23 protein-coding genes are annotated in these 24905 nt (G+C 73.3%); 6 read left to right on the top strand and 17 right to left on the bottom strand.

Going from position 1 to position 24905, the window contains the following annotated elements:
- Positions 1–34: 34 nt before the first annotated feature.
- From NHH00_RS10840 to rpmB, 6 genes are all read right to left on the bottom strand, one after another.
- Entirely contained in the window at positions 35–4165 is a 4131-nt protein-coding gene (locus tag NHH00_RS10840; RefSeq protein WP_253051971.1) for a TIGR03773 family transporter-associated surface protein, read from the bottom strand.
- 214 nt (positions 4166–4379) lie between these two features.
- Positions 4380–4502 (bottom strand): type B 50S ribosomal protein L36, encoded by a 123-nt coding sequence (gene ykgO / locus NHH00_RS10835; RefSeq protein ID WP_021483271.1) that lies wholly within the window; start codon positions 4500–4502, stop codon positions 4380–4382.
- Positions 4499–4795, bottom strand: coding sequence for a type B 50S ribosomal protein L31 (locus NHH00_RS10830; protein ID WP_253051969.1), 297 nt, complete (start codon positions 4793–4795; stop codon positions 4499–4501). The genes ykgO and NHH00_RS10830 overlap by 4 nt, the downstream gene beginning before the upstream one ends.
- Positions 4796–4854: 59 nt before the next feature.
- A complete protein-coding gene (rpsN, locus tag NHH00_RS10825; protein WP_253051966.1) occupies positions 4855–5160 on the bottom strand; it encodes a 30S ribosomal protein S14 in 306 nt (101 codons plus the stop codon).
- Positions 5160–5327 carry a 50S ribosomal protein L33 gene (gene rpmG / locus NHH00_RS10820; RefSeq protein WP_021483268.1) on the bottom strand — a complete coding sequence of 56 codons (168 nt, stop codon included), beginning with the start codon at positions 5325–5327 and terminating at the stop codon, positions 5160–5162. The genes rpsN and rpmG overlap by 1 nt, the downstream gene beginning before the upstream one ends.
- A complete protein-coding gene (gene rpmB / locus NHH00_RS10815) occupies positions 5327–5563 on the bottom strand; it encodes a 50S ribosomal protein L28 (protein ID WP_021483267.1) in 237 nt (78 codons plus the stop codon). The genes rpmG and rpmB overlap by 1 nt, the downstream gene beginning before the upstream one ends.
- A 174-nt stretch (positions 5564–5737) precedes the next feature.
- Between rpmB and NHH00_RS10810 the strand changes: the two genes are divergently transcribed.
- Positions 5738–6952, top strand: a complete 1215-nt coding sequence (locus tag NHH00_RS10810) for a CobW family GTP-binding protein (protein WP_253051963.1) — start codon at positions 5738–5740, stop codon at positions 6950–6952.
- A gap of 37 nt (positions 6953–6989) precedes the next feature.
- Here the strand turns inward: NHH00_RS10810 and NHH00_RS10805 are convergent, their stop codons facing one another.
- The 3 genes from NHH00_RS10805 to NHH00_RS10795 form a co-directional block, all read right to left on the bottom strand.
- A complete protein-coding gene (locus tag NHH00_RS10805) occupies positions 6990–7844 on the bottom strand; it encodes an SDR family NAD(P)-dependent oxidoreductase (protein ID WP_253051960.1) in 855 nt (284 codons plus the stop codon).
- 134 nt (positions 7845–7978) lie between these two features.
- Entirely contained in the window at positions 7979–9280 is a 1302-nt protein-coding gene (gene surE / locus NHH00_RS10800) for a 5'/3'-nucleotidase SurE (protein WP_253051958.1), read from the bottom strand.
- A gap of 337 nt (positions 9281–9617) precedes the next feature.
- Complete coding sequence (locus NHH00_RS10795) at positions 9618–13337, bottom strand: PQQ-dependent sugar dehydrogenase (protein WP_253051956.1); 3720 nt, start codon at positions 13335–13337, stop codon at positions 9618–9620.
- 387 nt (positions 13338–13724) lie between these two features.
- On the opposite strand from NHH00_RS10795, the gene NHH00_RS10790 reads away from it, so the two are divergent.
- Positions 13725–14594: a helix-turn-helix transcriptional regulator gene (locus NHH00_RS10790; protein ID WP_253051954.1), complete on the top strand. Its 870-nt coding sequence runs from the start codon at positions 13725–13727 to the stop codon at positions 14592–14594.
- A gap of 152 nt (positions 14595–14746) precedes the next feature.
- Entirely contained in the window at positions 14747–15445 is a 699-nt protein-coding gene (locus NHH00_RS10785) for an SDR family NAD(P)-dependent oxidoreductase (RefSeq protein ID WP_253051952.1), read from the top strand.
- A gap of 7 nt (positions 15446–15452) precedes the next feature.
- On the opposite strand, the gene NHH00_RS21050 is transcribed toward NHH00_RS10785, so the two are convergent.
- Positions 15453–16046, bottom strand: a complete 594-nt coding sequence (locus NHH00_RS21050; protein WP_253051950.1) for a TetR/AcrR family transcriptional regulator — start codon at positions 16044–16046, stop codon at positions 15453–15455.
- A 90-nt stretch (positions 16047–16136) separates the two neighbouring features.
- Here NHH00_RS21050 and NHH00_RS10775 point away from each other — a divergent pair, with 90 nt between their 5' ends.
- Positions 16137–16577, top strand: coding sequence for a DUF1772 domain-containing protein (locus NHH00_RS10775; protein WP_253051948.1), 441 nt, complete (start codon positions 16137–16139; stop codon positions 16575–16577).
- Between the two features lie 233 nt (positions 16578–16810).
- On the opposite strand, the gene NHH00_RS10770 is transcribed toward NHH00_RS10775, so the two are convergent.
- The 7 genes from NHH00_RS10770 to NHH00_RS10740 all read right to left on the bottom strand — a co-directional run bounded on the left by NHH00_RS10770 (position 16811) and on the right by NHH00_RS10740 (position 22863).
- The gene (locus NHH00_RS10770; protein WP_253051946.1) at positions 16811–17431 is read right to left on the bottom strand and encodes a DUF1775 domain-containing protein; all 621 of its coding nucleotides are present in this window, start codon (positions 17429–17431) and stop codon (positions 16811–16813) included.
- Complete coding sequence (locus NHH00_RS10765; RefSeq protein ID WP_253051944.1) at positions 17428–19155, bottom strand: copper resistance CopC/CopD family protein; 1728 nt, start codon at positions 19153–19155, stop codon at positions 17428–17430. Before NHH00_RS10765 ends, NHH00_RS10770 begins: the two co-directional genes overlap by 4 nt.
- A 3-nt stretch (positions 19156–19158) precedes the next feature.
- The gene (locus NHH00_RS10760) at positions 19159–19896 is read right to left on the bottom strand and encodes a YcnI family copper-binding membrane protein (protein ID WP_253051942.1); all 738 of its coding nucleotides are present in this window, start codon (positions 19894–19896) and stop codon (positions 19159–19161) included.
- Between the two features lie 153 nt (positions 19897–20049).
- Positions 20050–20586 carry a hypothetical protein gene (locus NHH00_RS10755; RefSeq protein ID WP_253051940.1) on the bottom strand — a complete coding sequence of 179 codons (537 nt, stop codon included), beginning with the start codon at positions 20584–20586 and terminating at the stop codon, positions 20050–20052.
- A gap of 88 nt (positions 20587–20674) precedes the next feature.
- Positions 20675–21373 carry a copper resistance CopC family protein gene (locus NHH00_RS10750; RefSeq protein ID WP_253051938.1) on the bottom strand — a complete coding sequence of 233 codons (699 nt, stop codon included), beginning with the start codon at positions 21371–21373 and terminating at the stop codon, positions 20675–20677.
- 88 nt (positions 21374–21461) lie between these two features.
- The gene (locus NHH00_RS10745; protein ID WP_253051936.1) at positions 21462–22157 is read right to left on the bottom strand and encodes a hypothetical protein; all 696 of its coding nucleotides are present in this window, start codon (positions 22155–22157) and stop codon (positions 21462–21464) included.
- A gap of 10 nt (positions 22158–22167) precedes the next feature.
- Positions 22168–22863, bottom strand: a complete 696-nt coding sequence (locus tag NHH00_RS10740; protein ID WP_253051934.1) for a Pr6Pr family membrane protein — start codon at positions 22861–22863, stop codon at positions 22168–22170.
- Between the two features lie 104 nt (positions 22864–22967).
- Between NHH00_RS10740 and NHH00_RS10735 the strand changes: the two genes are divergently transcribed.
- Positions 22968–24254, top strand: coding sequence for an amidohydrolase (locus NHH00_RS10735; protein WP_253051932.1), 1287 nt, complete (start codon positions 22968–22970; stop codon positions 24252–24254).
- Between the two features lie 133 nt (positions 24255–24387).
- The gene (locus NHH00_RS10730; protein WP_253051930.1) at positions 24388–24810 is read left to right on the top strand and encodes a hypothetical protein; all 423 of its coding nucleotides are present in this window, start codon (positions 24388–24390) and stop codon (positions 24808–24810) included.
- Positions 24811–24905: the final 95 nt, after the last annotated feature.

Below are 24905 nucleotides of genomic sequence, written 5' to 3'. Positions count from 1 at the left end.
GTGTCGTCGCAGGACGGTGCGGGCTGCAGGCGCGTCAGACGGTCGAACGCGCGCCGCGCCGCCTGCGGGAGGCGCCGTAGAGCGTCGTACCGGCGACGAGCAGGAGGGCACCGAGCGCGAGAGCGCTCGCGGGGTCGGCACCAGTCGTCGCCAGTGCCGCCTTCTGGTCGGCGCTCAGCTCGCAGTCCTCGCCCGACGCGGTCTTGCCGACGTACGTCGTCTTCGTCGCGGTACCCGAGCTGTCCCCGACGGAGAACGTGATCGTCGCGGAATCGGAGACCGTGCCGCCGCTCTTCAGCGGCACCGACAGCGTGAACGTCACCTTGTAGACGCCCTGCTCGCTGAAGGCCCAGTTGCCGTGCACGTGCTGGTTGAGCGGCACCGACGTCGAGCGCGGGAACCCGTCCATCGTCCCGAAGTACTTGGTGCCCACCCCGCCGAAGTTCCCGGTGGCGTAGACCCCGAGCTTTCCGGGGCCGTCGACGCGATCCAGCGTGTACGTCACCGGTCCGGCCGCCGCCTCGATGAGCGAAGGGTGCTGCGTGTTCCACCCGACCCAGGGCACACCGGGCTCCTGGACCTGGCCGATCGACCAGATCGTCGCCCCGGCCTTGCCCAGGAAGGCGAAGTCGGCGCCGGCGGGAACCTCGCGCTTGGCGGCGTCCCCGAGCCGGAACGTCAGGGACTCTGGGTCGACCCAACTCGGCGGCTGCTTGCGGTCGTCCTTCGTCTTCGCGACGAGCGTGCCGTTCTCCACCATCGACCCGAAGTCGAAGTGACCTTCCGTGATGCCGCTGACGGCGCCGGTCTTGACCTCGCTCGTGACGGGCGTCGGGATGCACTGCTCCGGCGTCGTCGAGCCTGCGCCCGTCCCGGCATCGGAACCCGAGCCGTCCCCGGCGCCAGCACCGCCGCCGTCGCCATCTCCTGCGCCTCCGACGTCGTTCGCGGCGGCGGTCGCGGTGAACGGCGCCCAGCCGAGGAGCTCACCCGTGGGCGAGTCGTAGAGCGCAAGCTTGTGCGCGCCCGTCCCGACCGTCGACGGGATCGTGACCGTCACCGCACCGTCGGCCGCCGTCAGCTCACCGGCCGAGGTGGGCTCGGAGTAGACGTACGCGACGACCCTGCGGGCGTCCGTGAGTGCCGACGACGACGCGACGGCGTCCGACCCGAGCGGGTAGCTGTCCTTGTCGAGCGTCAGCCCGCCCCGGTTGGCGTCGGTGAGCTGGTCCTCGGGCAGCGGCTCGAACGGCGGCATGTAGGCACCGACGCGGACGTGGTAGTCGGCGCTGTCACCGGTGATCGTCCTGTTGTCGGCCGTCTTGAGGGACGGCGTGACGGTGAGGTGATAGTCACCCTCGGCCGTGAACACCCAGTTGGTGTGCACGTGCGCGTTGGCCGTGACGGGGATGGTGCCGCCCGCCGACGTCGTGGTGTCGACGTACCGGTTGATCGGGTTGCCGAAGGAGTCGTTCTGGAACGTGAACACGTCGCCCGGGCCGGTGACCTCGACCGCGAGCGAGACCGGGCTGCCCGCGGCCGGAGTGATGCCGGTTCCCTGCAGGGTGGACAGCAGACGCTCGGTGCTCCACCCCATCCAGGGCAGATAGGTCTGGTCCTCGCCCGTCTGGGTGCCGATCCACGCGTCGGCGCCCCCGTACTCGCCGAGGAACGACCAGTTGCCCTGGGCCGCGGGGAGCTTTTGCACGGCCCGGGCGTCCTCGTAGGCGATGGTCACGTCCGCGGGCCTGCGGAACGTCGGACCCGCGTCGTAGAGACGCGTGTCGTCCTTCACCGACAGCACGAGCTCCTCGCTCGAGGCGTCGTAGGTGGTCTCGAAACCGTCGATGTGGCCCTTGTTCAGGACGAACTCACGGTTGGGCTCCGACGCGTCCGGGTTCGGGCCGGGACCGGGGTCCGGCTTCGCGGTAACGTCCAGCCTCAACGGCTCCGACGTGCCCGCGACCCGCTCACCGTCCAGCAGTACCGCACGCACCCGTGCACCGTCGTCCGCCGTGGTCAGCGCACGCTCGTACGACGCGCCCGAGGCGCCCTCGACCGCGACGAACTCGTCCGAGCCCGCCTCCGCGACCTCCCACCGGTACGTCACCAGGTCCGTCACCGGATCCTGCGACGCGGTGAGCACCGCAGACTCGCCCTCGGCGTAGGAGTCCTTGTTCGACGTGACCGTCACCGTCGTCGTCACCGGCTCGGGTGCCGCCTCACCGACCTGGAACGTGTAGGTCTCGGTGTCGCTGACCAGCGAGGTGCCGTCGGACAGCGAGCCCTTCGCGGTGACGCGGAGCGTGTAGGTGCCCTGCTCGGTGAAGCCCCAGCTGGTGTGGACGTGCGCGCCCAGGTGGACCGAGATGACGTCGGGCTCGTCGTCGCCGCTGTCGAAGTGCACGCTCGGCGACCCGTTCATCGCCCCGGCCCAGGCGGACACGTCACCCGGACCCTCGGCCTCGATCTCGTAGCGCAGGTCGGAGACCGTCTCGCCTGCGGGCAGGCTCTTCTCGAGCTGCTCGGTCGACCACCCGGGCCACGGCAGCCCTGTCTTCCCCGACCCCGGCAGCACGTAGACCTCGTTCCCGGGCTCGCCGAGGAAGTCGTAGCCCGTGTCCGGCACCGGCGTGGCGCTCAGCTCCGGGTCGACGGACACCGTCACCGCGCTCGGTGCGCGGTCGACCTTCCGGCTCGCGTGCTGCCGCGTATCGTCGACGACCGACAGCACGAGGCGGCCGGCGTCGAGGTACAGGCTGAACAGGTCGATGTGGCCCTCGGTGAGAACGACCGGCGTGTCGTCGAGGACGGGTGCCTCCCACGGGACCTCGCGGACCCCGGGGATCACGACCGGCTCGGACATCGCGAGCTCGGCGCCCTGCGCATCTAGCGCGACGACGCGCCATGCGACGCCGGTGGCGTACTCGTTCGCCAGGAGCGTCAGGTCGGCGTCGCGGAACACGGTCGGGTAGAACGGCGTGAACTCCGAGGCGTCGACGAACCGTCGCTCCCAGCGGAAGGTCGCATCCTCGACTGCCGGCTCGATCACGGCCTCAAGAAGGATCTCGCTGTTCAAGGCGTACCAGTCCTGGAGCCCGGTGATCTGCACCGTGTGCGCCGCGGCGGCCGCAGTCACGGCGAGAGTGACCGGCTCGGACGTGCCCACCACCCGCTTCCCGTCCAGCAGCACGGCGCGCACCTGCGCACCGTCGTCCGCGAGGGTCAGCTCGCGCTCGTACGACGCGCCCGAGGCACCTTCCACCGCGACGAACTCCTGCGAACCCGCCGCCGCGACCTCCCACCGGTACACCGCCAGCTCCGTCACGGGTTCCTGCGACGCGGTGAACACCGCCGACTGACCCTCGAGGTACGACCCATGGTCCGAGGTGACTGCGACCGTCGTCGTCACCGGCTCGGGCGCACGCTCGCCGACCCGGAAGTGGTAGGTGGCCGAGGACCCGGCGATCGTCCGGCCGTCGGCCGTGGCCAGGGACGGGGTCACGACGAACGTGTAGTCGCCCTCGGCCGTGAAGACCCAGTTCGTGTGGACGTGGGCGTTCTGCGCGACCGGGATCGTGCCGGCCCCCGTGAGCGTGTTCACGTACACGTTGATCGGCCCGCCGAACGCGTCGTTCTGGAACGAGAACACGTCCCCCGGGCCCTGGACGCGCACGTCGAGGCTCACTGGCGTGCCCGCTGCCGGCGTGACGCCCGTCCCGGCAAGGCTCGTCAGCAGCCGCTCTGTGCTCCACCCCACCCAGGGCGCGTAGGTCTGGTCCCCGCCGGACTGGGTGCCGAGCCACGCCGTCGTGCCGCCGTGCTTCCCGAGGAACGCCCATCCCGCGGTCGCCGGGGGCAGCGTCGTACGTGACCGTTCGTCCTGGTAGGCGAACGTCGTCGTCTCCGGCACGCGGAAGACGGCGCCGGTGTCGTGGATGCGGGTGTCGTCCTTGACGCTCAGCACGAGCCTGCCGCTCGCCGCGTCGTAGATGGTCTCGAACCCGTCCACGTGGCCGTGCGTGAGCACGAACTCACGATCGGGGACGGTCTGCGCGGAGGCCGTCGGGAGCGCTCCGGCGGCCGTCGGGACGACGAACGATGCGAGCAGCGCGAGCAGGCCGAGGGCGGCGGCCCACGCCCTGCCTCGGATGGCGACTGACACGGTGGATCCTCTCTAGGCCGTCGGGTCCGACGGCGGGCTCGTCCTGGGCGGCGCCTGACGGCCGCCCGCGCTCGGACTATATACGAACGATAATCGTTCTCACAAAGCTCGACAGCCTCGCTGTCCCACTCTCGAGCGACCTCGGCGCGGGGCGGTCACCCACGGGACACAGCGAGGCCCCGACCCCCGAGGGGGCCGGGGCCTCGATCCGGCGTCAGCCCTGACGGGCCTTCCAGCGCGGGTTGGCCTTGTTGAGGACGAAGGTCTTGCCGTGCCGGCGCACGACCTTCGCCCCGGGCTTGTCCTTGAGCGAGCGGAGCGAGGCGCGGACCTTCATCGCGCACCCCCGCCCTGGACTCCGCGGGCGCCGTAGCGCTGGCGGAACTTCTCGACGCGGCCGGCGGTGTCCACGACGCGCTGCGTGCCCGTGTAGAACGGGTGGCTCGCGCTCGAGATCTCGACGTCGACGACCGGGTAGGTGTTCCCGTCCGTCCACGTCACGGTCTCGCGCGGGACGCCGGGGCCCTGCGGGTGGTCGCCCGCGAGGGTCGAGCGCGTGAGAAACGCGAAGTCGGCGGACTTGTCGCGGTAGACGACGGGCCCGTAGACGGGGTGGATGCCCTTCTTCATGGTGGTTCTCCTTGCTGGGCCGGTGACGGGACGGGAGCCGCCGCGCAGGGCGGCCGCCGTCACCAGCTCGACTTCGTGACTCCGGGCAGCTCGCCACGGTGCGCCTGTTCGCGCAGGCGCACGCGGGAGAGCCCGAACTTCCTCAGGTAGCCGCGCGGGCGGCCGTCGACGACGTCGCGGTTGCGCACCCGCGTGGCGCTCGCGTCGCGGGGCTGGCGCTGGAGCTCGCGCACCGCGGCCGCCTTCTCCTCGGGCGAGGAGGTCGGCGACGCGACGACGCGCTTGAGCTCCGCGCGACGCTCGGCGAAGCGGGCGACGACCTCGACGCGCCGGTCGTTGCGCGCGACCTTGGACCGCTTCGCCATCAGCGCTCCTCGCGGAAGTCAACGTGGCGGCGGACGACGGGGTCGAACTTGCGCAGGACCATGCGGTCGGGGTCGTTGCGGCGGTTCTTGCGGGTCACGTACGTGAACCCGGTGCCCGCGGTGGACCGGAGCTTGATCACGGGACGGAGGTCGGTGCGGGTAGCCATCAGAGCTTCTCCCCTCGGGCGAGGATCCGCGCCACGACGGCGTCGATCCCCTGGCGGTCGATGGTCTTGATGCCCCGGGCACTGACGCGCAGGGTCACGTGACGACCCAGCGACGGCACCCAGTAGCGCTTCTTCTGGATGTTCGGGTCGAAGCGACGCTTGGTCCGCACGTGGGAGTGCGAGATCGCGTGGCCGAACCCGGGAGCGGTGCCGAGCACCTGGCAGACGGCGGACATGGCGGTTCCTCTCGGGGTCGGTCGGGGCGACGGGGACGACACTAGATAGTGAGAATCATTCCCGTCAAGACGCTATGCTGACCCGCTGTCGAGAACAGTTCTCAGGAGCGGGTTGTTCCCGGCGTCGACCACGAGGTCGCGCGGGGCGCCCCAGACCACGGATCGGAGCGCTTCATGCCCTTCTCGTCACCCTCTGCGTCGGAGGCCACGCCCGACGTTCCCTCCGACGCCGGAGACCCGCGCGTCGCGCTGAGCGTCCTGGCGACGATCGACCCCGTGCTGCGGGACAGCGCCGTGTTCGGGCTCGTCGTCGGGGCGCCGCGCGTCGTCGCGCTCCGGCACGACATCCGGGCCGCCGAGGACGCGCTGCGGCGCGTCGTCGTGGACGCCACCGGCGTGATCGAGGACGAGGTCGTGCCGCTCGAGCACGCGTGCTTGTCGTGCGCCGTGCGGGAGGACGCCGTCCCGACGCTGCGCCGGCTCGCCGACGACGGCCGCTGGGACCACGTCGTCCTCGCGCTGCCCGTGGCTGCGGAGTCGCTGCCGGTCGTGCGGGCGCTCGCCGCGCAGACCACCCCCGGCGGCGAGCTCGAGCGCCTCCGTCTCGCTACCGTCCTCGCCGTCGCCGACGTCGACACGCTCGAGCACGACCTGCTCGACGACGACCTCGTCTCCGAGCGCGGCGTCGGGCTGACGGAGGACGACCAGCGGGCGGTCGGCGAGGTGCTCGCCGCCCAGCTCGAGCACGCCGACCTCGTGGTGACGACCGGTGACGTCGCGACCGCGGCCACCGGGTCCGGGCTCGTCGACCGCCTCCGCGGCGTCGGCACCCGGCGGGTCGACGGGCTGCACGCGCTCGTGGCCGACGACCTCGCCCGGTACACGCACGACCCCGCCGCCGGCGAGCGCCGCGCCCACCCCCTCGGCGCGCGGGGTCCGCTCCCCCGGCGCGACGAGCCGTCCGGCGACCGGAGCTGGACGATCGAGCTGTGGTCGGCCCGGCCGTTCGATCCCGAGCGCCTGCTGCGCCGGATCGAGGACCTCGGCACCGGCCGGGTCCGGTCGCGTGGGGTGTTCCACGTCGCGAACCGCCCCGACTCGCTGTGCGCGTGGGACGGCGCGGGCGGCCAGCTCTGCATCGGCACCCTCGGCACCTGGGACGACGCCACGACGGCCGAGGGGCGGCCTGTCGAGCCGCACACGCGCGTCGTGATCGTCGGGGCGACGGCCGCGGGCGACGCGGACGACGACGGCGGTCGCCGCCGGCTCCTCGACGCGTTCCGCGACGTGCTGGCGACGCCCGACGAGCTCGCCGACGGCGGCCTGCGCTGGCTCGGCCGCACCGACGTCCTCGCGCCCTGGCTCGGCGCCCGCAGCGACGCCGTGTGACCTTCAGGCACGCAGGGTGACCGCTCGGGGCGTCACGTCATGCGGTGATGTTGGCGCTGTCGCCGCCAGTGACGGCGAAGCTGGTACCGCTGACCATCCTCGCCTCGTCGGAGGCGAGGAACACGACCAGCGGTGCGACGTCCTCCGGCTCGACCCACGGCACCCCCAAGGGGAGCTTGGCACGCTGGGCCTCCGCGGCGGTCTGCTCGTCCTGGGCGACGTCTCCGGTGGGCTCGTGCCCGCCGGCGCGGATGATCTGCGCGTAGCGGTCCTCGTGACGGGTCAGCGCGGTGTCGACGAGTCCCGGGATCACCGCGTTGACGGTGATGCCGTGCTCACCGAGGTCGAGCGCCGCGGACTTCATGAGCCCGATCAGCCCCCACTTGGACGCCGAGTAGCCGGCGCCCCCGAGCGTGCCGTGCTGGCCCTGCGTGGACGAGGTGATGATGATGCGCCCGCCGCCGCGCTCGATGAGCAGCGGTGCAGAGGCCCGCACGACGTTCGCCGTCCCGGTGAGGTTGATGTCGATCTGGTCGTCCCAGAGCTCGTCGCTCATGTCCAGCAGCGACGCGAAGCCCTGCACGCCGGCGTTGGCGAAGACCACGTCGACGCCCCCGAACCGCTCGACGACCTGGGCGAACCCGGCGCGGACGGCCGCCCGGTCACGCTGGTCGAAGACCACCGGGAGCCACTCGACCCCGGCTTCCTCGACGAGGCGGCCGGTCTCGGCAAGGTCCTCGGGGTCAGCGGGGGCGTAGTCCATCGCCGGGCTCGCCAGCGCCGCGATGTCGGCTCCGGCGACACGGTATCCGGCGCCCGCGAACGCGACCGCCGCAGCGCGACCGATCCCCCGTGCCGCCCCGGTGACGACCACCACTCGTCCGTCGCTCACGGGTGTCTCCTGCTCTCTACGCGTTGCGGCCACTGTCGCCGCTTCGGCACACCCGCGCCACCCGAGGAAGCGCGGCGATCGGTCCCGGGTGCCGGGGGTGGAACGCGTCGGACGACGTTCCACCCCCGGCGTCGTCAGCAGGCGACGGCGGCGTAGTCGACGTCGACCTCGACGCTCCGACCGTCGCCGGAGGCCGTGAGCCGGCTCGTGCCGGCCTCGACGGAGCGCGACCGGGAGCTGAACGACTGGTACGCGGCGGCACCGGGCTGGACGTCGCTCACGGACCTCTCCCCGAACGGCGTCGAGAGAGTGACGTCGAGGGGCACGGTGTCGTCGTTGCGGACGAGCGCCGCGACGTACGCGGTCCCGGCGATGCAGCGGCCGGTCGCGCTGGCCCGTACCGCCACCGTCGACAGCTCGCTGATGACCGAGCCGATCTCGGGCGTCGCGGCGAGGTGGGTGCGGTCGGGCGTCAGCGGCGTGACGGTGATGTAGCCGGCCCGGTTCATGAGGTAGTCGGCGTCGGGACGGGTCTCCGCGACGCACGTGGTGTCGCCGGCCTGGCACCCGCTGAGGCCGACGGTGAAGGACCGCTCGCCGCTCGGGTTGTAGGAGTGGCGCGCGGTCGTGCCGGTGCCCACCGGGGCGACGACGACGCCGGCCGGGCTCTGGTCCGCCGTGAGACGCGGGAAGTTGATGTTCGTGACGTACTCGGTGGTCAGCGCGTCCTGCCGGACGACCTCCTCCACGTACCGGACGGCGAACCGCGCGGTCCGCTCGTAGACCGCCTGGTGGTCCGCGCCGGTCGCCGACGCGCTGATCGCGAAGCCGGGGGTGTTGACGGACAGGGCGGACAGGGCGGCCCCCGCCGTCCCGGAGTCGTTCACCGACGAGCCGAGGTTGGGTCCGGAGTTGATGCCGGACAGCACCAGGTCGGGGCGCTCCGTCCACCCGAGCACGTGCTGCAGGCCGCCGCGGACGGCGAGCTTGACCGTGTCGACGGGGGTGGCGCTGCGCGACTCCGGCGTGCACCGCCCGTCGATCGGCTGGCACACCCCGAACACGGCACCCTGGCTCGGCGCGTCGCCGCAGTCTGCGGCGTAGCGCTCGGGGAGCGTGTCCGCCTCCTGCATGTGGAACGTGCCGCTGTTCGTCACCGCGGTCCCGGCCCCGCTCTGGTAACCCCAGGGCGCGACCACGACGACGTCGGCACCGGCGTCGCAGAAGACCTTGCGCAGCTCGTACAGCCCCTCCCCGTCGGAGCCGTTCGGCCGGGAGTTCTGCATGGAGTCGTCGTTGGAGATGACGATCCGGAGACCCTCGAGGGGGCCGTCCGGGACGGTCGACGCAGAGGCAGGGCCGAGCGCGGCGACGAAGGCTGCCGCGAGGGCCGCCGATCCGGCCAGCAGGGCGCGTCGAAGAGTACGTGCGGTCATGGGTGTGCTCCTGGATGTGAGTGGTGGGGACCGACGTGACGTCGATCGGGTCCGTCGGTCACGTCGTCGTGACCGACGCGCTCCGGAGCGGTCGGACTGCCAGGACCCCGTCGTCCTGCCGTCTCGACCCTCGGTCGCGAGGAGGCGCGGCGACACTGCCGCGTCCGCGAGGGATCGTGAGGAGGTGGTGCGCCCGCTGCGGGGCGTGCCGGCGCCGCCGGGGGGCGCACCACCGTGGAGAGGGTGGGGCGGCATCGGCCGCCGCCCCACGTGGCGCCCCGGTGTCGCCGGGTGAGACGGTGTCGGACGCCCGCCTCACCCGGCGCTCGGGATCAGATCAGCTGCACGACCGCGCGTCGTACGCGGCCGTGACCGTGTCCGTCGCTCCGTCCGGGTCGGTGACCGTGACGGTCACCTCACCGGCCTCGATCTCCGTGGCACGAGCGTTGAACGACTGGTAGGCGTTCTTGCCCGGGGCCACGTCCTCGAAGGTCTTGCTGCCGAACGGCGTCTCGATCGCGACGTCCAGCGCGGAGTCGTCCGCGTTGAGCGCACGCACCGCGACGTAGACCTTGCCGGCCATGCAGCGCGGCTCGACCGTCACGTCGACCTCCGGGGTGTCCGCACCGGCGGGGATGCCGGTGAGGTACTCGAAGCCCTCGACGGAGAACACGTCGTTCGCCGGCGAGCCGTCGTACTCCATGACGAAGTACGCCACGTCCGCATCGAGACCGGCCCGCAGGATGTCCTGCAGCGGCATGTCGCCCTCACCGAGGTTGGTGAACGTCGGACGCCCACCCGCGTTGAGGTTGGTCGCGTCCTTGATGTGCAGGAGCTCGATGCGGTCCGCGTACTCGTCGATCAGCGCCGGCACGTCCACGCCGGCGTTCGCCGCCCAGGCCGTGTCCAGCTCGAAGGCGACGTACTCGGGGTTCGTCTCCGCCACGAGGATCTCCCACGCGGAGGTCAGCTCACCGTTGTACTCGTACTTGGTGTTGAACTCCTGGTCGTGGTTGTGACCGAACAGCTTGCCGGTGCCGTTCGCGACCGAACGCTCGCCGAGACGGTCCATGGCGTCGGCCGTGGCCAGCACGTTCTCCAGGCCCCCGCCGATGCCGGGGGACGGGAAGCCGCCCGAGCCCACGTACTCCTGGCCCAGCGTCTTGACGTACGCGAGGGTCGCGTCGAAGGTGCCCTCGTTCACGGTGTAGTGCGAGGACGGGACACGAAGACCGGCCGCGTCGAACTGGGCACGAGCCTGCTCGGCCGTGAGGCCGGAGAAGTTCGACCCGAAGGGCTCGACGTTCTGGAAGCCGATCTCGCCCAGGCGGTCGTAGACGCCCTCCCAGCCGATCTGGCGGCTCCACGAGCTGAGCGAGAACAGCTGCATCGAGACCTTCTCCACCGGGATGGTGACCGGCTCGGTGGTGCCGTCGCCCACGGCGAACGAGAGCTGGTCGACGTCGACGCCGCCGGTGGTCGTCACGACGATCGAGCCCGACCCCTCGGGCACGCTGCCCAGGGTCTTCGTGACGTCCTGCCAGCCCGCGCCCGTGAAGGCGAAGTCGGCCAGCGGCTCGGCGGACTCCGACCCCTCGGCCTGCCAGCTCAGCGTGACGGTGCCCTCGCCGCTGCCGCGGACGGTGATCTCGTCGATCGCCTCGCCCGTCGGCGCGTGGACGAGCGCCAGCGGCTGGTAGGTGAAGGAGTCGCCCGCGTCGAACGAGGTGACGTAGCGCCCGGCGTGCGCCGCCGGGTCCTCGACGACCTCGACGCCCTCGGCCGCGTCGTACCACTCGGCCTGCTGCGCCTGCGGCTTGAGGATGTGGGTGGCCTCGCCGCGGATCGACGGGACGGTGCCCTGCGCCTGGTCGTTGTAGGTCACGACGAGGGTGCCGAAGATCTTCTCGCCCTCACCGTGCTCGACGGCGTCCGGGCTGGTCTGGATCGTGAAGCCGCAGCCGGCCTCCGTGTCCGCGGCCCGACCGCTCACCTCGGGGTGCGCGTGCGTGTTGTGGCCCAGCCCGAAGGTGTACTGGATGTTGCGGCACACCGGGGTGTCGCCGTCCTCCGCGTCGTGCACGGAGACGGTGTACGGGACGGCGTCGCCCCAGTTGAAGATGGCGCCGTCGGGCTGGCTCAGCGTGATCTCCGGAGCGGTGTTCCCGACCGTGATCTGCTGGATCGCCAGACCGAACTTGCCGCCCTCGTCGGTGACGCGCAGCTGCACGTTGAACTGGCCGCGCTCGGTGAACGTGTGGGTCACCGTCTCGCCCTGGGCGTCGTACACGCCGTCGGAGTTGAAGTCCCAGTCGAAGGTCAGGCCCGCGTTCGGGGTCTCGGCGTCCGAGGTCCCGGACGCGTCGAAGGTCACCTCGAGCGGCGCGTCCCCGCCCGAGGTCGGGGACGCGGAGATCGCGGGGCGCGGGGTCTTGTTGTCGGAGCCGTAGGTGATCCGGTACAGGCCCGCGTCGGGGTTCTGGCGGAAGAAGCCGTCGCCGTACTCCAGCACGTACATCGTGCCGTCGGGGCCGAACTCCATGTCCATGACGTTGTCCCAGATCGGCTGGTTGACCGTCTCCAGGTGCGCGTTGGGCAGGAAGTCCTCGACCGCGGTGACTTGACCGGCCGACGACAGCTCGTCCAGCGTGAAGGCGACGACGTAGTCCTGCGAGAACTCCGCCATGAACGGCTTGCCGTCCCAGTACGCGGGGAACTTGCCCGGCGCGTCCGGGTAGTCGGCGGAGCGGAAGATCGGCCCGCCCATGGGCGCCTGACCGCCGCCGCCGAGCTCGACCAGCGGGTCGAGCAGCTCGGGCTGGTCGCCGGGGCGGTCGCCGTAGTAGACCTGCGGCGCCGTCGCCGGCGGCAGGACGTCGAGGCCCGTGTTCCACGTGGAGTTGTTCTTCGCCCCGGCCTCGCAGTCGAACCACTCGCCCGGCGTCTGCGTCGCGAAGTCCCACTCGTTGTAGTTCGCGTTCGGGCCGTGGCAGTACGGCCAGCCACCGTTCATCGGCTCGGTCGTCAGCTGCCACTCCACGTAGCCCATGGGGCCGCGGTTCGGGTTGGCGTTCGCCGCGTCGGGGCCGTAGTCACCCCACACGAGCGCGCCGGACTCGATGTCGTAGTCGATCCGGAACGGGTTGCGCAGCCCCATGACGTAGGTCTCGTTGCGCACGAGGTCCTGGACGTCGTCGTACTGCGGGTCGTCGAAGAGGTTGCCCTCGGGGATCGTGTACGTGCTCCCCGGGCCCACCTCGGTGCCGGGGGCGAGGTCCTCGATCGGGTTGATCCGCAGGATCTTGCCGCGCAGGTCGTTGGTGTTGCCCGCGCCGCGACGGTCGTCGAAGCCCGGGTTCATGCCCGGGGCGTTGTTGTTCGGCGCGTACCCGTCGGCGCCGGGCGTGCCCGCCGGCGTGTTGTCACCGGTGGACAGGAACAGGTTCCCGTCGGCGTCCCACGCCATGTCCGCGCCCACGTGGCAGCACTGGCCGCGCTGCGCGTCGACCTTGAGGATCGCGCGCTCGGTGGAGAGGTCGATGGAGTCGGTCGCCGGGTCCCACGTGAACCGCGAGAGCTGGTTGTACCCGAGCCAGCGGTCCCAGTAGCTCTCGTCCTCGCCCGCCGGAAGCGAGTTCGGCGCGCTGCCCGACGGGGTCGTCTCCGGGTACTCCACGCCGGAGGGCGACGTGCCCTCCATGACGCGGGGCGCGTAGACCAGGTACAGGTAGTGGTTCTCCTCGAAGTTCGGGTCCAGGGAGATGCCCTGGAGCCCGTCCTCGGAGTTCGCGTAGACGTCGAGCTTCGCGATCTGGGTGGTCAGGCCCGTCGCGGAGTCGGTGAGGCGCACGACGCCGTCGCGCGAGGTGTGGAGGACCCGCGAGTCCGGCAGGACGGCGAGGTCGATCGGCTCACCGGTGTTCTTGCTCAGCAGCACCTTCTCGTAGCTGTCCCAGTCGAGAGCCGCTTCGGCGTCCGCGGCGGCGGTGACCGCGGTGCTGTCCTGCTCGTGCCCGGGGTGGGCCGAGGCGCCGCCGATGGTCAGCGGTACCAGCACGGCGGCCGACGCCGCCGCGGCGGCGTAACGAGACCACCATCGGTGGCCTAGTGGAGTTCTGTGCACAACGTCCTCCTTGAGGCGTTCGGGGGAACCAGACAGCCGCAGCGGTCGAGCGGGACGCGGGGTCTCCACCTCCACTCCGTTGTGGCTCACGCCGGTACAGGCATGGCGAGCCCTCGACACTGAGGCTGCGCTTGCGACGGACCGGGGATGCCCGGTACCCGACGAAAACCGACCGTACCTTCGAGATTTACTTTTGTCGACACCAAGACGAAAGTTGCATGCTCTTCAGCATTGTTGTGTTAGTCAACTATGCAAATGGCCCCGAGGCGCTGCTTCTCGTCGCCGCCTGCCGAGCCGGGGTCCATGGCCTACTTTCGAGCCATGGATGCCCGTGCGCTGGTGCGCGACTTCCTCGTCGCGCGACGCGAGAGGATCACCCCGCAGGAGGTGGGGATCACCCCGCGCCCGGGGCGCAAGGTCCGCGGCCTGCGCCGCAGCGAGGTGGCGACGCTCGCCGGCGTGAGCGTCGAGTACTACACGCGGATCGAGCGCGGCGCGATCTCCCGCGTCTCTCCCCAGGTGCTCGACGCGATCGCCCGCGCGCTGCGGCTCGACGAGGCCGAGCGCGCACACCTGTCGAACCTCGCGGAGATCGTCGCCCGCGGCGGAGAGGCGGACCGGCGCACGAGCACCCGGTCGTGGCAGCCGCACCCCAGCCTCCAGTGGGTGCTCGACGCCTTCACCGCCGGACCTGCGTTCGTCCGCAACGGAGCGATGGACATCCTCGCCGAGAACGCCCTGGCGCACGCCTTCCACCAGGACCTGCACGACATGCCCGGGACGCCGAACATGGCCCGCTTCACGTTCCTCAGCGACCGTGCCCGGACCTTCTGCCCCGACTGGGACGTGTTCGCGGACATCGCGGTCGCGATCTTGCGCACGGAGGCCGCGCGCGACCCGCGCAGCGCCGACCTGCACGAGACGGTCGAGGAGCTGCTCTGCCACAGCGCCGAGTTCGAGACCCGGTGGCGCGCGGGCGAGGTCCGCCGGCACGGCACCGGGCTCAAGACGTTCCGCCACCCAGTGGTAGGGGAGCTCACGATCGCCTACGAGGCCTGCGCCATGGAATCCGAGCCAGGACTCACCCTCACCCTCTACTCCCCCGAGCCTGGGTCGACCTCGGCGCGGCGGATGGCCCGGCTCGCGGACCTCACGGGGGCCGGCCGACCGCCCACCTCGACGACCACCTGAGGACGGCGTCGACCGCGATGCGGTCCGCCGCCGTCTCACCGGGCGGTCGGGGGTCCTGACAGGGACTCCCAGCACTCCCCTCCACCTGTCTACCGTCCGGTACGCGCGACGGCCAGGGCCCCGCGCACGGTGACGACGGCGAGGGAGACAGGATGACGACCGTGGCGATCGTCGGGACGAGCGCGTCACGCGGTGCGGCGATCGCGCGGCGCTTCGGGGCCGCGGGTCACGACGTCGCGTTCGTCTCCCGGTCCCTGGACCGCCTCGGGCCGGTCGTCTGCGCGCTGCGCGGTGAGGGAGTGCGGGCGCGGGTCTACGCCGCGGACGCGCACGACGCCGACGCGCTGGTCCTCGCGCTCGACCGCACCGCGCAGGACCTGTCGGCGATCGAGGTCCTCGTCTACGACCCACCGTCGGCGCCCGGTGCGCGCCAGCACGTCCTCGAGACGTCGCCCGAGGAGATCCAGGACGCGGTCGACCGGGCCGTGGTCGGCCTCGTCACCGCGGTCGAGTACGTGGTCGGAGGGCAGCGCGTTCTCGGCCGGGGATCCGTCCTCGGCATCACCGACGACGACGCGCTCACCGGCAGCCCGTTCGCGGCCGGGGCGGCCGTCGCGGCCGCCGCCGTGTCCGCGTACCTCGGCATGCTCCGGGACGCGCTCGCACCGGACGGGATCCAGGTCGCCCGGCTCGTCACCGCGGGCGCCGACGAGCACGGCGACCCGAGCCTCGACCCGGCGGAGTGCGCGGAGCTCCTCTGGCACCTGCACACCCACCCGGCGCAGCGGACCGCGTCCGTGGCGGCCGCGACCGACGCCCCTCGTCGGGTGCCGGACGGACGGACGTCGTGACGCGGGGTCAGCCGACGATCCGGCGGACCAGCTCGTCGACGCGCCGGTCGTCGTTCCCGACGGAGAACCTGCCCGCGCGCTCCAACGTCGCGACGCCGTGCATCGCCCCCCACACGACCTCGGCAGCCGTGCCTGGGTCGGCCGGCGGGCGGTCCAGCGCGAGGAGCGTGTCGATGATCGCGTCGAACCCCTCGCGCATCGCGCGCGGCGTCTCCTCGGACGCGAAGGCGGCCCGGATCGGCAGGTGGAACATCGCCTCGTACGTCGCTGGATGGCGCTCGGCGAAGTCGAGGTAGGCGAGCACGAGCGCGCGGACCCGGTCCTCGCCGCTCCTGTCCGCGCCGGGCGCCGGACGGGCCGCGGACAGCGCGACGGCGAGCTCCTGGAAGCCGACGAGCGCCACAGCGGTGACGATCTGGGACCGGCCCTCCGGGAAGTGCCCGTAGAGGACGGGCTGGCTGTAGCCGATCGCGTCGGCGAGCCGACGGGTGGTGACGGCTTCCCACCCCTGCTCCTCGGCGAGCACGCGCGCGGCCGCGACGATCTGCGCTTCCCGCTCCTCGCGGAGCCGTGCCTTGCGGGCTGCTGCCGGTGTGCTCACGGGACGAGTCTAGCGTCGCTAGATTGTCTGTGCTAGTTTTTCTAGCGTTGCTAGATTCTCTGCCCGTTCCCTGGATCGAAGGAGCCTGACATGCAGTGGTTGCCGATCGTCGCGGTGGTGGTCGTGGGGCTGATGGTGGGGGTCGAGGTGTCGGTCGCGTTCGTCGTCAACCCGATCGTCGACCGGCTGCCGGGGAACGCGGGCCTGCTCGCTCGGGCCGACGGCGGCCGGATGCTCGGGCGGGCCATGCCGTTCTGGTACTTCGGCTCGCTCCTGCTCACCGCGGCCACCGCCCTCGTGCTGCCCGACGGGGCGTGGGCGGCCTGGACCGCCGCCGCAATCCTGGCCCTGAGCATCGTCCTGTCGGTCGCTGTGCTCGTCCCCATCAACAACCGCGGCAAGACGTGGACCCCCGAGACCGCGCCCGCCGACTGGCGCGAGCAGGCCCACCGCTGGGACCGGTACCACCTCGTCCGCATCGCCCTGCTCGTCGCCGCGTTCGCGCTGCTGGCCCTCGCGGTCGCGGCCTGACGCCGCCACGCAGGGGCCCGCAGACAGAGGAACCGGTGGCGATCCGCCGCGAGAGCTCCCCCCAGCGAAGCTCTCGTCGCGGACCGCCACCGGTCCAGGTGTCGCCGCGTGACCCGTCGCGGCGACGTCCCCCACCAGTGCAAGAGGCGGTGGGCGCATGTTCGGGACGTTCACGAACAGTGATCTGGATCACAGTACGACGGGTGCGGTCCCGACGCCCGCGCAGCGACCTCTCAGGTGGCCCGCAGCCGACGCCGGGCCGACCAGCCGCCCGCGGCCCCGATCCCTACGGCTCCCACCACGACGGCCGCGACGAGGGGCGCCGTCGGCGTCGGGGACGCCCCGGCGACGACGGGCGCCGGGGCGAGCGACGCCGCGGTCGCGACGAACGTCGGCGCGGGCCGGGCGCCGGACGGGTCGGTGTCCGTCCACGCGTACGACTCCCCCGACGGGCACTCCTGCACGGCGGGGAAGACGAACGCCTGCCCGACGTCCCCCGTGACCCGGACGTCGAGCGTGTAGGCCGCGCGCTCGCCGTCGGGCACGGGCGCCCCGGACCAGGCCACCGCGTCGTCGGTCATCTCCGAGGTCCATCCGTCCGGCTGGCCGGTGGCGAGCGCCTCGACGCCCTCGGGGAGCGTGACGCGCAGCGCGTCGGTGGGCTCGCCGTCGCACCCGTGGTCGAACGTGAAGGTGAGCGTCGACGTGCCGTCGCCGTGGGGTTCCACGGTCTCGATGAGCACGTGCGCAGCCGCCGGGCCGGCGGTCAGCACGGCGAGCGTGCCCGCGGCGACGGCGGCGAGGACGACGCGCAGCCCGCGCCGCCCGGGGAGCGACCGCTGGGGACCGGTCATGAGGACACCTCCACGGGGATCTCGACGATCGGGTTCTCGTACTTGGACGTCCGGACGCTCACGTGCACGGTCCAGTCGCCCGCCATCGGCAGGTCGAGCGTCGCCTCGTACGCGCCCGTCCCGGTCTGCGTGAGGGGCCGGGTGAACGGGCCGAGCGCGGGGTCGGCGAGCGTCGTCGACAGCTCGGGCACGGCGACGGGCTCCAGGGGCTGCCCGTCGGCGTCGAGCAGCTCGATCTCGAGCGCGTTGACGCCGACCCGGCCGGGAGTGATCCGCGCGCGCAGCGTCCCGTCGCCGAGCTCCTCGACCACCTCGACGGCCGGGGTCGCGGCCTCCTCGGCGGACGGGTCGGCGGTGACGACCGGGCTGCGCGAGACGAGCACGCCCGTCACGACGAGCACGAGCACGAGCAGCAGGGCCTCGGCCGCGACCGTCCGGCCGAGCCGACGGCGCGTGGCCGCCCCGGCCGTCCCACCGACCTGCCGGGCACCTCGCCCGCCCGGACCGTCGTCGCCCGCGACCGCCGGGACGAGCCGGTACCGGTTCCAGGCCGCGATGCCGACGAGGCACAGCGCCACGCCGACCTTGACGAGCAGGGTCTGGCCGTACGTCGTCGACACGAGCGCGTCGAGGGTGCCAAGGATGCGCCACCCGAGGACGGTGCCGGTGACGGCGAGCGCGAGGACGACCCACGCACCGAGCGTCGAGAACCGCGCGACCGTCACGCCCGCACGACGCGTGTCGACGTGCGCGGACGGCGCGAGGACGAGCGCGAGGCCGACGACCCCGCCGAGCCACACGGCCCCGGCCACGACGTGGAGCGCGTCCGCCGTGACGACCAGCCAGGGCGGACCGAACGTGCGGGTGTGCCCCACGAGCACGAGCGACCCCAGAGCGAGAGCCGCCCCGCCGAGCACGACCCCGGCGGGCCACGCCGCCCGGGTCTCCCTGGCCGCGCGGGGTGCGAGCAGGGTCGTGACGACGAGCCCCGCGAGACCGAGCGCGCCCGCGAGCGTGGAGTCGGTCGTGACGCCCGCCGCCCAGGTCGCCGGGTCGACGAGCGCCCCCAGCCCGCCGCCGGCCTGCCAGGCCGGGGTGAGCGGGACCGCGAGCACGATCCCGACGGCCGCGACGGCCAGGGCTCCGCGCCGCACGCGCTGCAGGCGTCGACGCAGGACCGGCGCGGCCCCGGGCGACACGTGCAGCACGAGGAGCTCGAACCCCACGAGTCCCGCGACGAGGAACGTCCCCGCGTAGACCGCGGTCTGGTCGAGCGCGCGGACGGCGACGAGCGCCGCCGTCGGCTCGGCGACCCGGGCCTCGACGGACGTCGCGGTCGGCGCCCCCACGGAGAACGTGAAGGCCCCGGCGACGGGGTGCGTGTCGAGGGACACGACGCGCCAGCTCACGACGTACGTGCCGTCGTCGAGCGTCGTGGCCGGGGTGACGACGAGCGCGTCGTCGACCGCGGCGACGTCCACGTCGACGGGCGAGCCGTCGGCGGCGAGGACCGTCGTCCCGCCGGTCACGACCTGGACGGGCTCGTTGAAGGTGATGGTCAGCGCGTCGGGCGGCGCGTCGAGGACGGTGCCGTCCCGCGGGTCCGTGCCCACGAGGACGGCGTGGGCCGCGGCCGGGCCGCTCGCGAGGATCGCGAGCAGGACCGCGGCCGCGGCACCGACGACGACGGCCACCACCCGGCGCAGCACCGAGGGGCGGCCCACGGGTCAGGCCCTCGGGCGCGAGCGCACGAACCCGAGCGCCCCGAGCACCAGACCCGCCGCGGCGAGGACGAGGGCCGTCCACGTGAGCGCCGGGGCCGGCCCGTCGGACGCGCCCGCCGATGCGGCGTCGCCCGACGCGTCCGCGTCGGCGCTGTCACCCGCCGACCCGTCGGCGACGGTCTCGGCCGGGGCGTCGTGGCCCTCGTCCTCGGCCGCCGTCAGCTCGACCAGCGGCGCGGGCGCCTCGAGGTCGTGCCCGTCCTCGCCCTCGGCCGCGACCTGCACCCAGGCGGTCTCGCCCTCGGCGCACTCCTGGACGGTCGGGAAGACGAGCGTGTCCCCCGCGGCGTCGGGGAGCTGGAGCGAGAGCACGAGGGCGTCGCGGTAGCCGTCGGGCAGCGGGGTCTTCGCGGTGTAGACGACCTCGGCGACGCGCTCGGTGTACTGGCCGCCGTGCCCGTCGTCGACCGGCTCGTCGAGGGCCGCCATGACCTTCTCGACGTCCCAGCCGGGGTTGACGGTGGGCGTCACGGTGACGATCTGCTCGGGGACCTGGATGGAGACCTTCGTGGTCGGCGAGTCGCCGCAGCCGTGCGGGACGCCGAACGTGAGCAGCGCGTACGCGCCCGCGTCGGTCGTGTCCGGCGTGACGGTGACGTGGGCTGCCGCGGCGCCCGCGCCGACGACGACGATCCCGGTGGTGAGGGCGGCGGCGCCGACGGCGCGCAGGGTCTTTCGCATGATGGTGCCTTTCGGGGAGAGGAAGACGGGGGCTCCGGCGCGCGACGGCACGTCACGGGCACGCCCCGGCGCGGCCGGGCGGAACCGGCCGGGTGGGCGTGCAGGACGCGCGGGCGCGCGGAAGCAGGACGCCGCGGAGGCGTCCGGGAGAGGTCAGGCGACGGCGGGCGGACCGCGCCCGGGCGCGGCACCGCGCGCGAGCAGGTCGCGGACCGTCGGCAGCGCGCCGACGGCGGGAGGCGCCGCGCGGACCACGACGGCCCGCGGTCGGCCGGGGACCCGGCGCCCGGCGAGCCACGTCCACAGGCGCCACAGCACGGCGTCGCCGTAGCGCAGGACGAGCGCGACGGCGAGCGTCGCGACGGCGTGGGCGCCGAGCATCGTCAGGGGGGAGGCGGCGTGCGCGTGCGCGGACGCGTCGGCCGGGGACAGCGCGGCGCAGCGGTCGAAGACGACGTGCAGCACGAGCTGGCCCGCGCCGAGCAGGCCGAGCAGCCGCGGCAGCCCGACCTGGCGGCGCGTGAGGGGCCGCACGGCGACGGCGGTCAGGACGGCGAGCACGCCGAGGGGGACGGCTCCGGGGTCGGTCCCCCCGGCGAGGCCGTGCGCGACGACGGACAGGCCGACGACCGCGGCGGCGAGCAGCAGCGCCCGCACGCCGCGGAGCACCCCTGCTCCGGGCGACGTCACGGACGCACCCTAGCGGGTGACGGCGTGACCGCGGCAGGGTCGGCCGCCGTCCTCCCCGGGCCGGGGAGGACGGCGTGCGCCGGCACGGTCAGTCCTCGGGGTCGTGCGGCGCGTCGTCGCCCGTCGCGGCACCGCGGCGGCGCAGGACGATCACGACGACGACCACGGCGGCGACCACGAGCGCGCCGAGCCCCACGAGCACGGGGACGATCGACGAGCCGCCGTCCTCCGCGTCCGTCGCTGCGTCCGTCGCCTGGGTCGTCGCGGGCTCCGGCGTCGTCTCGTCGGCCGCGTCCGTGGTGGCCTCCTCGGAGGCGGGCTCCTCCGGCGTGGCCTCGTCCGCCGTGGGCTCCTCGGCGACCGGCGCCTCGGGCTGGGCCGCGACGGCGAACGCGAACGTTCCCTCGATGGGGTGGCCGTCGGACGAGACGACGCGCCACGCGACGGTGTACGTGTCGCCGCCGAGCGCGACCGCCGGGTCGAGCGCGAGCGTGGCGGTGCTGCCCTCGATCGTCGGCGCGCCCTGCGTCACGACCGTGCCGGCGGAGTCCGAGATCACGACCTGCGGCTCGACGGGGAGCGGCTCGGTGTTGAAGGTCAGCGTGATCGCGGTCGGGGGCGTCGCGAGCTGGGCGCCGTCGGCCGGGTCCGAGCTGAGGATGCGGTCGTGCGCGGATGCCGGGGCGGCCGTGAGGGTCGCGAGCCCGGCGGTGAGGCCCAGGGCCAGCGCGGCGGCGGCGAGGAGGGCGAGGAGGGCCGACACGGGTCGGCGCAGGGAGAGGATCATGAGGGTTCTTCCGTCCGAGGCGCGGCGGTCGCCGCACGGTGGTGCCCCGGGCCCGGTCGTCACCGGGTCGGCTTCGTCGGGTGCCGCGTCAGGACGCGGCGAGGGGGCGCAGCAGTGCTCCCGACGGGCCGTCCGCCGTCGGGGGCCCGCGCGTCGGCGCACGGCGCGCACGCCACAGGGACGCGACGCGCACGGTGCGCGCCCCCGGCACGCCAGGACGCGCACGCGGCACGACGGGGACGAGCGCAGGGAGGGCGGCGCGCGGCGTCACCCACGCGAGGAACCGCTCGAGGGCGCGCTCGCCGCGCGCGAGGACGAGCGCCAGCACGATGGTCGCCACCGCGTGGGCGACGACCATCCACAGGCCCGCCGTGCCCGACGTCGTGAGGTGCTCCGGGTGCACGAGGCCCGCCCCGCCAGCAGCCGGGACCGGCGTGCCGACGGGCGCCGCGCAGACGACGTCGCCCACCGAGGCGACGTGGCCGCCGTGCCCGGACGTGACCCCGACCGGGACGCACGACCCGACAGGAGCGAGCACGACGAGCGCCTGGTGCAGCGCGACCTGGGCGCCGCCCAGGAGCACGACGAGGCGGGTGGGCGTGAACCGCAACCGCGCGGCCGCCGTCGTGCCGGCGAGCGTGAAGGCGGCGAGCGCCGCGAGGACGAGCGGGTCCGGGAGGTTGCCTCCGGCGACGCGGTGCGCGAGCGCCGTCAGCGCGAGCACGAGGGTCGCCACGAGCGCGGCGCGGGCGACGCGCAGCGGACCGACGACCGAGGAGGACACGACGGCCACCCTAGCGCGACGCGGGCGCGTCGTCCGGGCTGCCCTCGGCCCCCGCCTCCTCCGGGGACGCCGGGGCGGGCGAGCGGTCCGCGTACCGGCCGATCGCCGGACCCGTGGGCAGGAGCCGGTCGATCCCGACGATGACGAGGCCGAGCACGAAGAAGCCCGCCCCGTAGAGCACGACGTTGACGAGCAGCCCGGTCCATCCGAGCGCGTCGAGGTCGACGAAGCCGTACGGGTACTCGCTGCCGGGGCTGACGAACCCGCGGATCGTCGTGAACGCGAAGTACGCGAGCGGGTACAGGAGCCAGCGCGCGGCGTCGAGGCCGCGCAGGCGCCGGTGGGCGTCGAGCAGGAGGAAGTCGACGAACACGGCGAGCGGCAGGAGCTCGTGCTCGATCTGGCCGTCGGTCAGCCCGAGGAACACGGCCGGGGCCTCGGGGTCCTCGGGGGCGAGCACGAGGTTCGCGACCAGCCCGGTGATCGCGGCGAAGAGCGTGACGCCCCCCTTGAGCCACCCCGGCGGCTGCCGGCGGCGCAGGAGCGACGCGACGCCCGCCCACGTGAACACGACGGCGATGAGGAAGCCGGTCTGGTTCGTGAAGTAGACGAGGCCCTCGATGTCGCCGTCGCGCCAGATGGCGCGCGTCCCGACGAGGGCGAGGACGACGAGGAACAGCCGGAACAGCCCGACGACGACGTGCATGCGAGCTCCTTCGCGCGCGGTACGGTGGTGCGTTCAGGAGCCTAGTGCGCCCCGCCCGCCCCCGCGCACACCCTCCGACGCTTGCCCGGGGCGATGATGGGACCATGACGACCTCATCCACCCCCGCCCCCGGCTCCTCCCGCCCCGTCCCGCGCACCGCGCGCCGCAGCGTCGCCGTCGTGCACGGCTACGTCGTGCCCGTCGCCTCGGACCCGATCGAGGGCGGCACCGTGCTCATCGAGGACGGCGTCATCACCGCGGTCGGCGCGGACGTCGTCGTGCCCGACGGCGTCCCGACCCTCGACGCGCGGGGCCGCTGGGTGCTGCCCGGCTTCGTCGAGGCGCACGCCCACATGGGCGTCATGGAGGAGGCCGAGGGCTGGGCCGGCAACGACACCAACGAGATGACCGACCCGAACGGCGCCGCCCTGCGCGCGATCGACGCGATCAACGTCGAGGACGAGGGCTTCCGCGACGCGCTGGTCGGCGGCGTGACGAGCGCCGTCGTGAAGCCGGGCTCGGGCAACCCGATCGGCGGCCAGACGGTCGCGATCAAGACGTGGGGCGGCCGCACCGTCGACGAGCAGGTGATCCGCGAGGCGGTCTCCGTGAAGTCGGCGCTGGGCGAGAACCCCAAGCGCGTGTACGGCGACCAGAAGAAGACGCCGTCGACGCGGCTCGGCGTCGCGAAGGTCATCCGCGCGGCGTTTGTCGACGCGCAGAACTACGCCGCGAAGCGCGACGCGGCCGCGGCGAAGGGCGAGCCGTTCGACCGCGACCTCGCGAAGGAGACCCTCGCGCGCGTCCTCGCGGGCGAGCTGTACTGGGACCAGCACACGCACCGCGCCGACGACATCGCGACGGCCCTGCGCCTCGCGGACGAGTTCGGCTACAAGCTCGTGGTGAACCACGGGACCGACGGCGCCGCCGTCGCCGACGTGCTCGCCGAGCGCGACGTGCCGGTGATCTTCGGCCCGCTGTTCACCTCGCGCTCCAAGATCGAGCTGCGCAACCGCGACATCGCGAACCTCGGCGCGCTGGCCCGCGCGGGCGTGCGCGTCGCGATCACGACCGACCACCCCGTCGTGCCGATCAACTTCCTCGTGCACCAGGCGTCGCTCGCGGTCAAGGAGGGCCTCGACCGCGACACCGCGCTGCGCGCCCTCACCGTCAACCCGGCGGCGTTCCTGGGCCTCGACGACCGGGTCGGCGCCCTCGCTCCGGGCCTCGACGGCGACGTCGTCGTGTGGTCGGGCGACCCGCTGGACGTGACGTCGCGCGCCGAGCACGTGCTCATCACGGGCACCGAGGCGTACACGTGGGACCCGACGGCGGCCGACGGCCGCGGCGCGGGCCGCGTCGTCGAGCGCGACGAGCGCTTCCGCGCCTGACCCGAGATCGACCCCCGCGGCCCGAGATCGACCTCCCGAAGGCCGATCTCGGCCGTACGGGTCGATCTCGCGCCGGACGGTCCGGCACGGGCTTCCCGTGGCGCGACCGGGCACGACGGCGGACCATCGAGACATGCGCACCCGACCCGGTCCCCCGTCCCGTCGGCCCGCCCGGGCACCCCTCGCCGGCCTCGTCGTGCTCGCCGGGCTCCTCGCCGCGTGCTCCGGCCCCGGCCCTGGCGAGAAGGACGTGGAGTACGACTCGCTCGACGCGCTCCACGAGGCCGCGACGACCGCGGGGCTGACGTGCCTGTCGTTCACGCCCGAGGACTCCGGTTCGCCCGACGTCGAGCTCGGCGAGTGCGACGACACCACGCTCCTGGCCGTCTTCGCGGACGACGTCGACGAGGGCGAGTTCCTCGGCCTCCTGCCGGTCGAGCCGCCCGTGGAGGGTCAGGCGGCGCTCGCCGGGCCGAACTGGGTGGTCCTCGGCGACACCGGCGACCTCCTGGAGACCCAGGCGGGGATCGGCGGCGACTTCCTCTCCGACCTCTGACCGGCGCCCTGTCGCGTCGCTCGGGTCACGTCTCGACCGGACGGGCCTAAGCGACACCTGTTGCCTAAGTCGTTGCCTCGGCGTATCGTCGATGA

The sequence above is a fragment of the Cellulosimicrobium cellulans genome (genome assembly GCF_024124905.1).
Taxonomy (GTDB): Bacteria; Actinomycetota; Actinomycetes; order Actinomycetales; family Cellulomonadaceae; genus Cellulosimicrobium; species Cellulosimicrobium cellulans_G.
Note: the sequence above shows the minus strand (reverse complement) of the source record. Positions and strands in the feature narration are given on the sequence as shown.

What these genes read in the sequence shown, in the direction of transcription:
- ykgO (WP_021483271.1), bottom strand. Translation starts at nt 4,502, where the DNA reads ATGAAGGTCCGCGCCTCGCTCCGCTCGCTCAAGGACAAGCCCGGGGCG.
- NHH00_RS10830 (WP_253051969.1), bottom strand. Translation starts at nt 4,795, where the DNA reads ATGAAGAAGGGCATCCACCCCGTCTACGGGCCCGTCGTCTACCGCGAC.
- rpsN (WP_253051966.1), bottom strand. Translation starts at nt 5,160, where the DNA reads ATGGCGAAGCGGTCCAAGGTCGCGCGCAACGACCGGCGCGTCGAGGTC.
- rpmG (WP_021483268.1), bottom strand. Translation starts at nt 5,327, where the DNA reads ATGGCTACCCGCACCGACCTCCGTCCCGTGATCAAGCTCCGGTCCACC.
- rpmB (WP_021483267.1), bottom strand. Translation starts at nt 5,563, where the DNA reads ATGTCCGCCGTCTGCCAGGTGCTCGGCACCGCTCCCGGGTTCGGCCAC.
- NHH00_RS10810 (WP_253051963.1), top strand. Translation starts at nt 5,738, where the DNA reads ATGCCCTTCTCGTCACCCTCTGCGTCGGAGGCCACGCCCGACGTTCCC.
- surE (WP_253051958.1), bottom strand. Translation starts at nt 9,280, where the DNA reads ATGACCGCACGTACTCTTCGACGCGCCCTGCTGGCCGGATCGGCGGCC.
- NHH00_RS10790 (WP_253051954.1), top strand. Translation starts at nt 13,725, where the DNA reads ATGGATGCCCGTGCGCTGGTGCGCGACTTCCTCGTCGCGCGACGCGAG.
- NHH00_RS10785 (WP_253051952.1), top strand. Translation starts at nt 14,747, where the DNA reads ATGACGACCGTGGCGATCGTCGGGACGAGCGCGTCACGCGGTGCGGCG.
- NHH00_RS10775 (WP_253051948.1), top strand. Translation starts at nt 16,137, where the DNA reads ATGCAGTGGTTGCCGATCGTCGCGGTGGTGGTCGTGGGGCTGATGGTG.
- NHH00_RS10770 (WP_253051946.1), bottom strand. Translation starts at nt 17,431, where the DNA reads ATGACCGGTCCCCAGCGGTCGCTCCCCGGGCGGCGCGGGCTGCGCGTC.
- NHH00_RS10760 (WP_253051942.1), bottom strand. Translation starts at nt 19,896, where the DNA reads ATGCGAAAGACCCTGCGCGCCGTCGGCGCCGCCGCCCTCACCACCGGG.
- NHH00_RS10750 (WP_253051938.1), bottom strand. Translation starts at nt 21,373, where the DNA reads ATGATCCTCTCCCTGCGCCGACCCGTGTCGGCCCTCCTCGCCCTCCTC.
- NHH00_RS10740 (WP_253051934.1), bottom strand. Translation starts at nt 22,863, where the DNA reads ATGCACGTCGTCGTCGGGCTGTTCCGGCTGTTCCTCGTCGTCCTCGCC.
- NHH00_RS10735 (WP_253051932.1), top strand. Translation starts at nt 22,968, where the DNA reads ATGACGACCTCATCCACCCCCGCCCCCGGCTCCTCCCGCCCCGTCCCG.
- NHH00_RS10730 (WP_253051930.1), top strand. Translation starts at nt 24,388, where the DNA reads ATGCGCACCCGACCCGGTCCCCCGTCCCGTCGGCCCGCCCGGGCACCC.